14 protein-coding genes are annotated in these 14,185 nt (G+C 37.9%); 7 read left to right on the forward strand and 7 right to left on the reverse strand.

Going from position 1 to position 14,185, the window contains the following annotated elements; translation table 11 throughout:
- The first annotated feature begins 4 nt into the window (after positions 1 to 4).
- Both OCV73_RS04485 and OCV73_RS04490 read left to right on the forward strand, forming a co-directional pair.
- Positions 5 to 901 carry an energy transducer TonB gene (locus OCV73_RS04485; protein ID WP_147549488.1) on the forward strand — a complete coding sequence of 299 codons (897 nt, stop codon included), beginning with the start codon at positions 5 to 7 and terminating at the stop codon, positions 899 to 901.
- Positions 898 to 2,385, forward strand: a complete 1,488-nt coding sequence (locus OCV73_RS04490) for a hypothetical protein (protein WP_147549492.1) — start codon at positions 898 to 900, stop codon at positions 2,383 to 2,385. Before OCV73_RS04485 ends, OCV73_RS04490 begins: the two co-directional genes overlap by 4 nt.
- Before the next feature lie 92 nt (positions 2,386 to 2,477).
- Here the strand turns inward: OCV73_RS04490 and OCV73_RS04495 are convergent, their stop codons facing one another.
- The 3 genes from OCV73_RS04495 to OCV73_RS04505 all read right to left on the reverse strand — a co-directional run bounded on the left by OCV73_RS04495 (position 2,478) and on the right by OCV73_RS04505 (position 5,583).
- Positions 2,478 to 2,795 carry a heavy-metal-associated domain-containing protein gene (locus OCV73_RS04495; protein ID WP_262512870.1) on the reverse strand — a complete coding sequence of 106 codons (318 nt, stop codon included), beginning with the start codon at positions 2,793 to 2,795 and terminating at the stop codon, positions 2,478 to 2,480.
- A gap of 25 nt (positions 2,796 to 2,820) precedes the next feature.
- Complete coding sequence (locus tag OCV73_RS04500; protein WP_147549495.1) at positions 2,821 to 5,043, reverse strand: TonB-dependent receptor; 2,223 nt, start codon at positions 5,041 to 5,043, stop codon at positions 2,821 to 2,823.
- Between the two features lie 87 nt (positions 5,044 to 5,130).
- Positions 5,131 to 5,583: a hypothetical protein gene (locus OCV73_RS04505; protein WP_147549497.1), complete on the reverse strand. Its 453-nt coding sequence runs from the start codon at positions 5,581 to 5,583 to the stop codon at positions 5,131 to 5,133.
- A gap of 121 nt (positions 5,584 to 5,704) precedes the next feature.
- Here OCV73_RS04505 and OCV73_RS04510 point away from each other — a divergent pair, with 121 nt between their 5' ends.
- The 4 genes from OCV73_RS04510 to OCV73_RS04525 all read left to right on the forward strand — a co-directional run bounded on the left by OCV73_RS04510 (position 5,705) and on the right by OCV73_RS04525 (position 8,959).
- Entirely contained in the window at positions 5,705 to 6,583 is an 879-nt protein-coding gene (locus tag OCV73_RS04510) for a DUF3298 and DUF4163 domain-containing protein (protein ID WP_147549500.1), read from the forward strand.
- Positions 6,584 to 6,588: 5 nt separating this feature from the next.
- Positions 6,589 to 7,215 (forward strand): 16S rRNA (guanine(527)-N(7))-methyltransferase RsmG, encoded by a 627-nt coding sequence (rsmG, locus tag OCV73_RS04515; protein WP_147549502.1) that lies wholly within the window; start codon positions 6,589 to 6,591, stop codon positions 7,213 to 7,215.
- A gap of 21 nt (positions 7,216 to 7,236) precedes the next feature.
- Entirely contained in the window at positions 7,237 to 7,878 is a 642-nt protein-coding gene (locus OCV73_RS04520) for an MBL fold metallo-hydrolase (RefSeq protein WP_147549505.1), read from the forward strand.
- Positions 7,879 to 8,047: 169 nt separating this feature from the next.
- A complete protein-coding gene (locus OCV73_RS04525; RefSeq protein WP_147549508.1) occupies positions 8,048 to 8,959 on the forward strand; it encodes an alpha/beta hydrolase family protein in 912 nt (303 codons plus the stop codon).
- A gap of 193 nt (positions 8,960 to 9,152) precedes the next feature.
- On the opposite strand, the gene OCV73_RS04530 is transcribed toward OCV73_RS04525, so the two are convergent.
- Together OCV73_RS04530 and OCV73_RS04535 are read right to left on the reverse strand one after the other, a co-directional pair.
- Positions 9,153 to 10,556, reverse strand: coding sequence for a tetratricopeptide repeat protein (locus OCV73_RS04530; RefSeq protein WP_147549510.1), 1,404 nt, complete (start codon positions 10,554 to 10,556; stop codon positions 9,153 to 9,155).
- Between the two features lie 86 nt (positions 10,557 to 10,642).
- Positions 10,643 to 12,349 carry a glutamine--tRNA ligase/YqeY domain fusion protein gene (locus OCV73_RS04535; protein WP_147549513.1) on the reverse strand — a complete coding sequence of 569 codons (1,707 nt, stop codon included), beginning with the start codon at positions 12,347 to 12,349 and terminating at the stop codon, positions 10,643 to 10,645.
- A gap of 171 nt (positions 12,350 to 12,520) precedes the next feature.
- On the opposite strand from OCV73_RS04535, the gene OCV73_RS04540 reads away from it, so the two are divergent.
- Positions 12,521 to 12,928, forward strand: coding sequence for a secondary thiamine-phosphate synthase enzyme YjbQ (locus OCV73_RS04540; protein WP_147549516.1), 408 nt, complete (start codon positions 12,521 to 12,523; stop codon positions 12,926 to 12,928).
- Positions 12,929 to 12,982: 54 nt separating this feature from the next.
- On the opposite strand, the gene OCV73_RS04545 is transcribed toward OCV73_RS04540, so the two are convergent.
- Positions 12,983 to 13,351 carry a hypothetical protein gene (locus OCV73_RS04545; RefSeq protein ID WP_147549519.1) on the reverse strand — a complete coding sequence of 123 codons (369 nt, stop codon included), beginning with the start codon at positions 13,349 to 13,351 and terminating at the stop codon, positions 12,983 to 12,985.
- Positions 13,352 to 13,369: 18 nt separating this feature from the next.
- Entirely contained in the window at positions 13,370 to 14,080 is a 711-nt protein-coding gene (locus OCV73_RS04550) for a Bax inhibitor-1/YccA family protein (RefSeq protein ID WP_147549522.1), read from the reverse strand.
- Between the last annotated feature and the right edge of the window lie 105 nt (positions 14,081 to 14,185).

The following is a 14,185-nucleotide window of genomic DNA, read 5'->3' on the forward strand; positions in this document are numbered from 1 at the left end:
TCTTATGAAAAAGTTATCAATCATCATCACAAGTTTATTAGTCATTGGCATTTTAAACACCTATAGCAATGACAGGGCCATTTGCAATGTTAAAGGGAAAGTAAAATCGATAAATCTTAAAACTGCAATTGGCCATACACCGAGGAGTTCCCGATCTTCAGGTGAAACATTTGAAACATTCAAGTTTACAGAAGAAGGGGTATGGGATGAGTTAGCAAATCCTAAACAAGGCGTAAAGTTACAAGCAGAACGAGATATCAAAGGACGTTTAATAAAAGTGGATGCCTCCCAGAACTACGATAAAGGATATATCATGCAGTGGGAATATAACGACGATGGTACCGTGGCAAAATACATTTATCAAGATAACAACGGCTCTCTGACACACTATTATATTTACTCAAACAAGGTCATAGAGTCTGAATTTGTGTCCGGAAAACAAGGTGATGAACATAATGTTCTGCAAATCACATACGATTATCTCGAAACAGACAAATATGGGAATTGGACAAAGCGAAAAGCGACAGTAAAGGACGATATAAGTACAAAAGAGTTTGATGAATCCTGCGAAATTACATATTACGAAAATGCTCCCCAAGTTCCTATAAAACCGCCTTATTTCCACGGCGGTAATCAAAAAGTGCTATCTTTCTATATGTCTGAATACTTGAATTATCCCAAAGATGCACGTAAAGCCGGCAAATCGGGAAAAGTTGTCATAAAATTCACGGTTGAAACGGATGGGAGAATTACCAACCCTGTTGTGGAACGTAGCATTTACCCCAGCTTAGATGCCGAAGCAATACGTTTCGTCAAACTTCTGCCAAAAATGAATCCTGCGATGCAAGGCAACACGCCTGTAAAATCAACATTCAGACTACCAATTAATTTCACACTATGAAAACTACTCACCTACTAGCGACTATTATTATTGTATTATTGTCGGCCTGTTCAGGCGATAACAATAATAACCGCACAATATTTACCCCTATAACCTATTATTTTAACCCGGTAGGTAATGCTGTTTCCGTTGAAAATGGCTCTTCAATGATAGATTATTTACCTGATTTTATAAACTATCCAAATGATTTGGCAAAATATGGACTACGCGGACCGGTTTACTCTGTAGATATAAGCTCAATCCCGGCCAGCAAAGGCGATGGATGGTTTACGATGTACTATGACAAGAACGGTAATCTTGAAATCCAAAAATGGGGCATGAATGAAAATTTTCGATACGGAGAAAGCTACAATTTGGACTATACTGAAACCGGATATCTCCAGGATATGTACAGCACTCGCTCAAACCATCGGAACTCTGACCGGTACGCATATTCCGATGGAAAACTAATATACAGGATAAGAGGCGATTATTACCGAAAATATGATTGGGGAGTCAATAAAAGTGGAGAAACAGTGCCTCGCAAAGTCACTACTTATAAAAGAAATCCACAGTATATTCAAGGCCTTCCGGCTATCGACCTCACTTTTACAAATAGCGAACAAGATTATTCCGACTGGGAAATCGATTCTCTCACATATTGGATTCCATTTCTTTATGGCATGGTAACGGATAAAGCCAAGAGCAAATGCCTATACACCGGTCCTTTGCTTTCAAGCATGGACACTGAATATACGTTAAGAAAAAATATGCATAAATATGACAAACTCTATGGCCATTCCGAATTTCATTATAATGAAAATAATGATTTGTCATCCTATGAGTTTGTTCTTCGTTCAGACCCTAACGATATATCAAAATATATATTAAAAAAAAGCCTCTATTTTTATTATCAATACGATGAATATGGTAATTGGACTGAGCGTAAAATTACAGGTACTGATGATGATACACCTTTTGAACTCAACACTTACCGCGAGATAATCTACTATTCCAAAGAAGATTTGGCTTCAATCAAGCGTGAAGAACAACAGATGATAAATAAGCCATTCAAGGGTTACTGGCAATATGAATTTCACAACGAAATGGATTATGACTATTATGAACTTTATATCAATTTCTACGACAAGGATATTGAGGCTTTTGGCCGAAGTAATACGTTAGGTTTTTTCAGAGTCTCAACTACTTCTCCTATCGTTATCGGCGAGATGACTACCGTTGATGAAATTACTGAAGCCAACATCAAGGGAAATGAGGCCGAAATAAAGTATATTTGTGGACGTACGGATGAAATACGCTCTGCAAAGCTGGTATTTAACCCCAAAGACAAAACTATAACATTTGTAGACGGAGAACTCATCGAAGAAAACACTAAGTTGGACTTCGATCCTAATGAATATCCATCCGACTTCGAATTCAACCGTCTTGAGCCGACAGAGCAAAAAATGTTCTACGTTCGTCGCATACCTATTCTTCAATACTAACAAATCAATAGAACTTTTTATATGCATTAATAATCAAAGATGCGGTTTGGCTGTAATGGTAAACCGCATCTTTGATTCGAGATTCCACTTACCTATTTCTTTTCTTTAATCGGCTGTGTTTCTATCTTTACAACTTTATATCCCAGTTTCTGTAAAGCTGCTTTTAATTGTTCTTCATCAGTCTTATCCGGACGGTAAGTTATAATTACCGTCTGATTATCCAGACTCACTTCCAAATCTTTCACCCCCTTTTCATAAGCCATATTCTTCTCGATCTTTTGCTGGCAGGAATGACAGCTCATCGTAACGGCAAAGCATACTTTCGTTTCATTTTTCGTATCTTTGGCATAGACACCCGAAACGATGACAAAATATAAAGCCAATACAGTCCATAATTTTTTCATTTCCATCTTTATCTATTTTTAAATTAGCAAATTAATATTTAGGTATATTCCAACGTATTCCAACATAAAATTTCGCACCATGCACCGGAGCATATATCATGGATGCATCAAAATGTGCCCCCCAGGGATTGGACGCATCTATAATCGGATTTTTCTGTTTATAATTAGTGAGATTTTCTCCTCCGGCATAAACAGACCATGTTCTGAAATTTTTGGTTACTTGGGCATTCAGCAAAATATATGCTTTGTAATTTTTCTTCCAACGTAGAGACTCGTCTGCAACATTCATATCAGGATCTGGCATTCTCCCGGGTCCATTAACCGCCGCGGTCAAATCAAACTGCCATTTTTTTAATCTTGTCTGATAAGAGGCAGTAGCCATTGCTTTATAACGGCTGGTCAGCGGTTTCTCTCTTAAAACTCCGGAATACGTAGTTTTTACATCGGTAAACCTGAATGCACCGGTAAAAGTGAATCCCCTGAAAAACGGATATGACATTTCTAACTGGGCACTCTGTGCATAAGACCGTCCCTCCAGATTATAGAAACGCACTTCATGAGCTTGTTCAAGATCTGCAACTACTTGTTTTATGAACCGGGTATAATACCAATCCAGATTTACAGACAAATTTTTTCCTCCAATTTCAAGATTAGAAGATAAGTTTGCCCCAAAATTCCAGGCTTCTTCCCAACGATTCAAATCTGGAGATATGACAAACTGGCGGTTACTTGCCAATAAATAACTGTTTTCCACCCATTCGTTCACTGGCCGGTAACCTTTTCCGGCAGAGGCTCTAAAGGTAAGAAACGGCGCAATATCATATTTAAGATGTAAACGTGGAGTAACAAAAAAACCATATATATTATGATAATCTCCCCGCAAACCTAATAATACGACAAATTCATCATTTCTATTATAAGTATATTGCACATAAGCTCCCGGAGTACTCTCGGTCCTTCTCAGCCATGGAAATACACTTTCTTCGTTTATCTTTTCACCATATCGCTCCTTATAACCATCGTAATTGAAACTCAAACCGGAGCTAAAGTGATGTTGCCTGGTAAACTCCGTTTCATATAAAAGACTCGCATACATATTACCATGATTTACGTCATAGATACGATATCCGTATAAAGACCTTTGATCATGTATCGATCCGGAAAGAATAAGTGCAAAACTGGAGTTTTTCAGGGGATCCAATATATAACCGTTTTTCGTATAAATATTACCTCTCCATGTCTCTATATTCACTTTATACAATTCGGCAGACAAATCATCGTTGTGTCCGGACTCACCACTTATCCGATCTTCAAACATTCCATTTAAAACGGTCTGGGATATCCATTTATCAGATTTAAAATACCAACGATTCAACAAATTCACCTGCTCGGTTTTCGGCAAATCTAAAAAGCCGTCGTGATTTGAATCATGCCCCTGCTTATCATTCGAATAATGAACCATAAGCCCGACACCCAGATTTTCCCGGATCATATAATTACCATCTCCGTTAAATTCAATACGCCCGTTATCTGCGGCAAAAAGATTGAGTGTAAGCGGATCAGAATTCTGAGGCTTCTTATATTCAATATTAATTTGTCCGGTCAATGCTTCATAACCGTTTTTTACCGAAGAAGTTCCCTTTGAAACCTGAATACTTTCCATCCAGGGTCCCGGAACATAATTTAATCCGTACAAACCGGCGGCTCCCCTGAAGTGGGGAACTTGTTCCGTAAGCATCTGAACATATGTGCCCGAAAGTCCTAATAAACGTATTTGTCGCGCGCCGGTAACAGCATCGCTATAAGATACATCGACGGAAGGGTTTGTCGTAAAACTTTCGGCCAGATTACAGCAGGCAGCCCGGCCCAGCTCTTCCCGGTTTATTTTCTGAGTCTGTATAGTTTCCACGCGAGAATGTAACAAACCAACCGACCGATGAGTTACCACCACTTCTTCCAGAGCAGCTCCCCCGGACAGTATAATCTCTTCAAATTTACTATTTACTTTTATTTCGATCGTATCGGTATTATACCCGATGTAACTTACAATCAATTTAGTATCGGATGTGGCACGGGGTATGGAAAAACGACCATCTTCACCAGAGACTCCCCCACTACTCTTTCCTATCCAGCGTAGATTGGCTCCGATTATAATTTCGCCGGAATTATCCTTCACTATTCCAGATAATTCACCGGCATATAAAATACATGGACTTAGTATTATGAAAAATACAATTAAGAAATTTCTTAACATAAATTTTAGTACTATTATTTTTTTGATTCAAACATTAATTTATGAGCGGCAATAATTATCACCGACTTTCAAAAATTAAATTCGTTCTCAAATAATCAGTACCGAAATTTTAGAAAGTATGCCTCGTCCTCCTTTAACAACAGGAGAATTATCCGGAAAATCATAAATACAAGGGAGATATGGCAAAATATATTCGAGCAATATATTTACCGGTAAAGTAAATACCATATCGAATGTAATATGCGGAACAGGCGAAGAATTCAGCAAAAACTGAAAAGACTCATAAGCAACAGAAACTAAACAGCAATCATCTTCCTGATACATATAGCAGAAGACGGGATGATCCTCCTGTCCGCTGGCATCGCAGCATCCTTGCTGATGCTTTAGAGAAGTTTCCGACATCAGTACACTCCAAAATCCGTTCTCTTCGCATGTTTCACAACAATAGCTTACCTGACCGATACCTATTGTAGCTACCAATATCACACTCAGAACCAGCGACGTTATTATTTTGAAGAATAAAGATTTTGTTCCAATCATACCGATACAAAAATACTACATTTTTTTTAATGCACATCGTTTTTACCGAAATTAGCATCATTCCTTTCGCAATACCAAAAGAATCGAGTATATTTGTATTAAATAATCAACAATTAAAAATATGCGTAAGCCAAGTATCTATACATCGATTATTGCCTTTATAGCAGTGATGGCGGTTTCTTGCAATACTAAAAATAAAAACGATCAGACGGAGCAAGACAGTATATCCACCGACACGGTACGGTATGGAGAATCCACAGTAGAGATCAATAAACATCTTTTGAATAAACCGGAATATCCGGCTTGCGAATTTACCGCAACTATAAGCTATCCCGAAAAATACAAAAACGATTCTATCCTGAAAATAATACAGAAAAAATTCGTATCATCTTGTTTCGGAGACGAATATGTACAATATTCACCCACCGAAGCACTGAAACAGTTTTCAGATTCTTATATAAAAAAATACGACACGTTAGAAGATGATCTTAAAAAAGGAATCGAAGAAAACAAAGGAAAATACAATGCTGACGACTTTATCTGGCTGAACTATGTGTATTCCGTAAACGCTGCTCCCATTTTTAATAACAATCTATTTACCTGTTATTTTGTACAACAATATGAATATACAGGCGGGGCACACGGAATGACTACAACCACATACGAAGTCATTAACTTGGAGAATGGCAACCCTCTGACACTGGAAGACATATTCAATTCACAAGATTTCGAAAAGGTGAATAAAGTAATCTTATCTCAACTGCTTAAAGACCTCAGGATAACATCTCCTGCCCAACTGGTAGATGCAGGCTTTTTTGACCCAGACGGTATTACGGCAACAGAGAACTTCTATATTGACAATACCGGCGTCGTGTGGTTATATAATCCCTATGAAATAGCCTGCTACGCAGTAGGTTCAGTAAAAATACCCGTTCCTTACAATACGCTAAAACCATATATTAAACCGGACAGCCCGGTCATGAATATGATTGAAAATTGATTTTTATGCAATATATCGAAAAATATTTTCCTAAACTTACTGCCAAACAGAAAGAACAATTCGCTGCTTTAGGCGACCTATACACCGATTGGAATGCTAAGATAAATGTAATATCCCGTAAAGATATAGAGAACCTGTATCTTCATCATATACTACATTCTCTCGCTATTTCCAAAGTAATACAGTTTACCGATCACTCCGATTTGTTGGATGTAGGGACCGGAGGAGGTTTCCCCGGTATTCCTTTAGCCATCATGTTTCCCGAATGTCATTTTCATTTGGTCGACAGAATTGGTAAAAAAATAACGGTAGCAACAGAAGTTGCCAACAGTACAGGACTAACGAATGTTACATTCCGCCATTGCGGAGTAGAAGAAGAAAAAGGTAAATTTGACTTTATAATAAGCCGGGCCGTTATGCCGCTTCCCGATCTGTTGAAACTGGTACGAAAAAACATTAAATCGGAACAAAAGAATGCACTGCCCAACGGACTTATTTGTTTAAAAGGAGGAAATCTTGAAGGAGAAATACAACCTGTAAGAAACAGTGCTATTGTTTTCGATTTGAAAAGCGATTTTTCAGAAGATTTCTTCGAAACTAAAAAGGCCATATATGTGCCTATCAGAATATAATAACCCGATAATTGTTCCATTATGAGAATTCAACGGTTGGAATTTAACATGTTTCCCGTTAACAGTTATATTGTTTGGGACGATAAAACAGGTGAAAGTGCAATTATCGATGCAGGCTGTTATTATCCGAAAGAACAGGAAACTCTTCTGCAATTTATACAGGAAAATAAATTACAGGTGAAATATCTGTTAGCAACTCACTTACATTTAGACCATAATTTCGGAAACCCTTTTACAGCCCGTACTTTCCATGTTCCATTAGAAGCCGCCAGGGAAGATGAATTCCTTTTAGCAAACATGCCGGAACAGGCAAATATGTTCGGTATTTCACTACCCGAATCCCCGATTCCTATCGGAAAATACATTAAGGAAGGAGATACATTTATGCTGGGAAATGAAAGTTTAAATGCATTACACGTACCAGGACACTCACCGGGCAGCATGGTCTTTTATGCACCAGATTCCGGTTTTGTAATATCCGGGGATACCTTATTCATGTCAAGCATAGGACGTGCCGACTTACCCGGCGGTAATTATGAACAACTTGTAAAAGCAATTAACGATAAAATAATGACATTACCATCCGATACGGTAGTCTATCCGGGACATGGTCCGGAAACAAACGTTTATCGCGAAAAAAATTACAATCCGTTTTTGCAGTAAATTATCAGTTCAGAAAATCGGAAAACAAAATCATTCAACAGCAGAAAAAAAGAGAATAAAATACCATAAAAGATATAGGATATTTTCTTTCCTTAATAGTTTTTTATGCCATAGAGCCTATTTAAGTCTATAAGATTTCACAAGGCTCCCGTAATAAAAAAGATATTTCATGAAACAATTCTTCATTGCAATATTGATAATCATATCGTCATCGGGACATGCCATTCAACCAGACAGGCAATATATAAGATATCCTCAAAATATGGGGCTTATTTATAAAGTATTAGACGTAAGAACACCGGACAATTACAAAATAGAGACATGGTATTTTCCTGCACAAAAGATGCCGGATAAAAATTTTGGCAGCAACGAACTCCTGCCTTATAAAATTCAGGATAAGAAGAAACGTCCTACAATAATCATCAGTAACGGAGATTCCGGTAATATGTCTTATTACCAATTAATTTTAGCTATGCACTATACAGCAAGCGGATATAATGTTGTAACTTTCGATTGGAGAGGATTTGGTACAAGCAGTGAATTTCCTATGGATCATAATTACTTTTGTTATACCGAAATGCTCACAGATTATAAGGCAGTAATCACAAGAGTAAGAGAAGAACCCGAAACTGATTCCAATAACATTTATCTTCTCGGCTGGTCAACAGGTGGTTATCTGTCAATGATTACAGCATATAATAATCCATCAATAAAAGGATGTATTTTACGGGGTATCCCCTCTTCTTTTGAAGCTATTATTCCCATCATAAAAAATGAAACAGGAAAGAAAGATGAAAATCTTTTAATACCAAAAGATTTTCCTGTCGGCAGTATGCCCCTTGCTATCGCTCCCCATTTTCACAAAGACATTATGCTCATAGTCGGTTCTGAGGATACCCGGACACCCGTGTCGATGTCTAAAGAAATATTTGATAAATTACCGGCTGACATCATTAAAGAGATATGGATCGCCCATGGAGCCAAACATGGAGGAAAATATGCTCCGGAATTTATGTATCTAAACGATTTTATATCGAACACCACTCAGTTTTTACAAAAATCCCTATCAAATAATTTCTAATCAGAAAGGAAAATCCCCTTTCCGTTCGTCAGGGTATTTTTCATCTAAAGAGATACAAAATAAAAACTACATACTTCGAACATACAGTAAATTAAAGAAAAAATATATATCAATATAACAAATTACCCAAAACATTGTCTTTTCCAATAAATAGAATCGCAATTACAACTGCCTCCAAGTTAAAAAAACGGCTTTATATATTTTCATCGAGATTATCTCTCAAAACTTCCTTTAAATTCTGCAACATATTCTTGGCATTGAGCAAATCATTCCTGTCATCTTCGGGAACCTTTTCCCATATAGACTCATCCATTGTCAAATCATCTATACGGCTTATAAATAGCTCCACCTTATCTTCTTGTTCCAGGTTATAATATATCATTATCAACTTGAACATATATTTTACCTGATATGGTTTTTTTTCAGACAACTGTTCGTAAAAAACAGCAGCATCTTCCCAACGCTCCTGTTTCATCCTCAAATCGGCAATAAGAGCTATGGTTTCTTCGTCATCACCGTCCAGTTCCAACGAACGGGATAAATGCATTTCAGCCAGATCGTCCAGTCCGTCCCGTAATTCCAGTTCTCCTAAAAAAGAAAAAGCTTCAGCATCATTTTCATCCAAACGAATGGTATTATGAAGATATTCTATTGCACTTGTAATATTTCCCATATCATAATAATTCGTAGCCAGCTGATAGCAAATATTAGGATTCGATGGGTCCAATTCCAACGCAAGCAACAAATATTCAACAGCCTCATTGTTCTTTTCAAGTTTCATATAGCATTCCGCTATCAACTCGTATGCTACCGCTTTATCTTTTATAATACCTGCAAATTCCTTAAATTGCTCTATAGCTTCGGGGTAACGCCCAGAATCATAAAAGCAATATCCTTTAAAAGAGATTATCGTCTCATCATTCTCCTTGGTTGTCAGGGCAAAATCACAAGCTTCTATAGATTTATCATATTCTTTCTGCAAAGCATATATCTTAGCCATGCTGAACCAGTCTGCAGGAGAATAAGGATCTTTATCTATAAGCCTGTCATAAATAGCAAGTGCAGCTTCATAATCCAGCCTGTCTTCATGCACTAAAGCAAGTTCTCTTAACAACTCCCTGCTATCCGGTAAAACATCATCTGCATGATTTACAAACCGGACCAACTCGTCAAAACAGCTGTAATCAAGATAAAGATCCAATACTTCAAAGCATAATTCTATAGTCACATCATCACTTCTCAACAAGCTATCCAGTAACTTTTCTCCTTCATGTGATTCCCCGTTAATAAGAAGCAATTCCGCACGTATAAGAATCGCCTCCGTACTTTCACCGGGAACCGTATTAATTACTTTCTCAGCATCTTCCGGTCTGTCAAGACACAGCAAATAGCGGGCTTTTCTCAAACTGAGTTCCGAATTGAAAGGATGCAGGGACAAACCATGTTCTACAACCTGCAAAGCTTCGGATATACGGTTATCCTCCTCATATTGCACCGCAATATCTTCCAGTTCGTCCGTATCGAAATACATACTTTTTCCATCCCTAAGCATCTGCTCATATCGGCCTAATAATTCTGCTTTATCTTTTTTTGACATAACGAGTCGCTCTTATAAAAACCCGAAACTGCCGGAATACCATTCAATAAACGGCTACCGGCAGTTTCTTAGTATATCGGTTTTTCTTATTTATCTTTCAACTTTTCCCAGCTATCTTTCAATGAAACGGTCCGGTTAAATACTAGCCTATCATTCTTCGAATCCTGATCGACACAGAAATATCCAATACGCTGGAACTGATAACGATTTCCTACTTTAGCCGTCTGCGCCAAATAGGGTTCTATCCGGCAATTCGTCACTACTTTTAAAGAATCCGGATTCAATAATTCACGAAAATCCTTATCTTTTTCCTCTGCTGGATTTTCCACATTGAAAAGCCTGTCATACAAACGAACTTCCGCTTCCTGACTATATTCTGCCGAAACCCAATGCAACGTACCTTTTACCTTACGCATACTACCGGGAAGTCCGCTACGTGTGTCCGGATCATATTCACAATATATTTCTTCTACTTCACCATCCGCATTCTTTTTACATCCGGTGCATTTTACAATATAAGCCGATTTTAAACGTACTTCCTGACCCGGTGTCATGCGGAAAAATTTCTTCGGGGGATTTTCCATAAAATCCTCTCGCTCGATATACAGCTCTTTCGTAAAAGGTATTTCATGAGTTCCCGAATCGGGATTTTCCGGATTATTCTCGGCGAACATTTGCTCAGTTTGCCCCTCAGGATAATTCGTTATTATCAACTTCACGGGATTTACTACTGCCGATACCCGGTCGGCCCGTTTATTCAAATCCTCACGAATACTATGTTCCAGTAAAGAAACACTTATAATCCCGTCATATTTTGTATACCCTATCCTGTTAATAAAATTCTTGATTGATTCCGGAGTATATCCGCGACGACGTAAACCACATATAGTCGGCATGCGAGGATCGTCCCATCCAGAAACCAATCCTTCTTTTACCAGCTGCAACAATTTACGCTTGCTCATAACAGTATAAGTAAGATTCAGACGATTGAATTCCAATTGCCGGGGACAATAGGATTCATCTGCCAGTTCTTTTACAAAATATTCATAAAGAGGACGATGAACTTCAAATTCAAGTGTACATATCGAATGGGTAACACCCTCAAAATAATCGGATTGTCCATGTGCGAAATCATACATAGGATAAACATTCCAAGTATTGCCTGTACGGTGGTGAGGATATTTGATTATACGGTACATGATAGGATCACGAAAGTGCATATTGGACGAGGCCATATCTATCTTGGCCCTTAACACCATTGTACCTTCGTCAAATTCACCTTTATTCATTCTCTCGAATAGATCGAGGTTTTCTTCTATGCAGCGGTTCCGGTACGGACTATTCACACCGGGCTGCGTAGGAGTACCTTTCTGTTTAGCGATCTCTTCAGAAGATTGTTCGTCGACATAAGCTTTCCCCTCTTTAATCATCCGAACAGCCAGTTCCCACAATTTGGGGAAATAATCCGAAGCATAATATAACCTGTCTCCCCAATCGAAACCAAGCCAATGAATATCCTCTTTTATCGAATCAATATACTCCACATCTTCTTTGACCGGATTCGTATCGTCAAAACGCAAATTACAGGTCCCTCCGAATTTCTCTGCGATACCAAAATCCATACATACAGCTTTAGCATGTCCAATATGCAAATATCCGTTCGGTTCAGGCGGGAAGCGTGTATTAAGCCGTCCCCCGTTCTTCCCGGCCTTAAGATCGGCCTCAACAGCCTGTTCTATAAAATTCAAGCTTTTCTTTTCTTCGAAATCTTCTTTATTTTCTACCTGTGTCATATATGTATTCTATATTGTATAGTACGTACTATTTGAATTTACAAAGATAGCTATAAAATCGAAAATTATCCTATATGCATTCAATTTTTATATAGAATGAATGACGTTATTAAGCCATTCAACAAAATAATACGTATGTTTGTATTTACTATATCATTTAAACGAAATATTATGGCCAGAACCTTCGATATTCAATTACCTCATTATCCCAGGGGGTATCATCTGATAACACAGGAAATTATATCCCGGCTGCCCCGATTACCGGAACACGGCTTATTACTGGCATTTATCAAACATACTTCCGCGGCATTAACCCTTAACGAAAATGCAGACCCCGATGTCAGACATGATTTTACGACATTCTTTGACAAAATCGTACCGGACGGCATGACCGGATTCCGGCATACACTGGAAGGTCCCGATGATATGAGCGCTCATATAAAGGCATCCTTGCTGGGTGCTTCTGTTATGATTCCTATAAAAGACTATAAATTAAACCTGGGAACATGGCAAGGAATCTACCTCTGTGAATTCCGGGATGGCGGAGACAAAAGAAAAATAAGCATTACCATCCTATAAAAAACGGATAGCATAAAATAATATACTATCCGTTTTCATAAACCGGAATTCGTTTCAGATCCATCCCATATCGTTATAATACCGCATAAGTCTTTCAACAGCATACTGTAGATCCAAATGTAACTGATGGTTCATTTCATGTATACGTATCCGGCCATGGGGATTCATCTTCTCCAATAAATATTCCGAAAAAAGCTCTTTATTCTTTTTTTCTCCCAACTTATTATTAAATCCGACAGTGATACTATCGGCATGTTTTACTACCGTACCGAGCAATACATGGCTTTCCTGTGACGGTCCGGCTTCTTGCTTAATGGCCACAACTTCATAATGGGTTCCGTCATCTATTGTCGCCGTACATGGCGGTACTACCGACTTAAACATTTCTCTTACCTCTTTATAGGCTTCATTTACTACTTCCATATCAATAATTATTTATATTTACGAACGTTTTCCACTCATTCCCAATAATAAAAAGAATATATTTATAAAATCGAGATAGAGTGTAAGTGCTCCCATCACACCTATCTTCATATAATTATTATCCAAACTGCCACTCATCTCTCCTATTTGTTTTAATCTTTGCGTATCATAAGCAGTAAGACCTACAAAAATTAATACTCCTAAAAAAGAGATTACCCAGTAAACAGTACTATTGAACCAAATCATATTCACTACAAAAGCTATCAACAACCCGATTAGCCCCATACTCAGCAAATTTCCCATACGAGTCAGGTCACTTTTTGTAAAATATCCATAAACACTCATAATACCGAACATGAGGGCTGCGATAAATAAAGCGTATCCCACCGAAGCCGCCGTATAAACAGCCACGACCGACGATACGACAACACCATTCAAAACCGAATAGAACAAGAACATGGAAATCGCAGTCGTCACGCTCATTTTCATGATATTGAACGAGAGGACGAATACAACTATCAACTCTGCTATAATAATACCGAAAAATAATCCTGAACTTTGAGTTATATATGCCAGCCAATTCTTATTGGAAAAAACAACCCAGGCAACAAGAGAGGTCATTACCAACCCTAAAAACATCCATCGGTACACCCATATCATAAATTTTCTTTGATCCGCGGCCTGTGTACGGTCCGCAGTTGTTCCCATGCTATAATAATCTTTCTCCATAGACTTTTTCTTTTTGCCTTAAATACATTCCCGGTCCTATTTTTGTTCACCAGATTCAGCTTGTTTTACATCCGGTTTCTTTTTATTATCTTTGCACGTTATTTT

This window comes from Barnesiella propionica, assembly GCF_025567045.1.
Taxonomy (GTDB): Bacteria; Bacteroidota; Bacteroidia; order Bacteroidales; family Barnesiellaceae; genus Barnesiella_B; species Barnesiella_B propionica.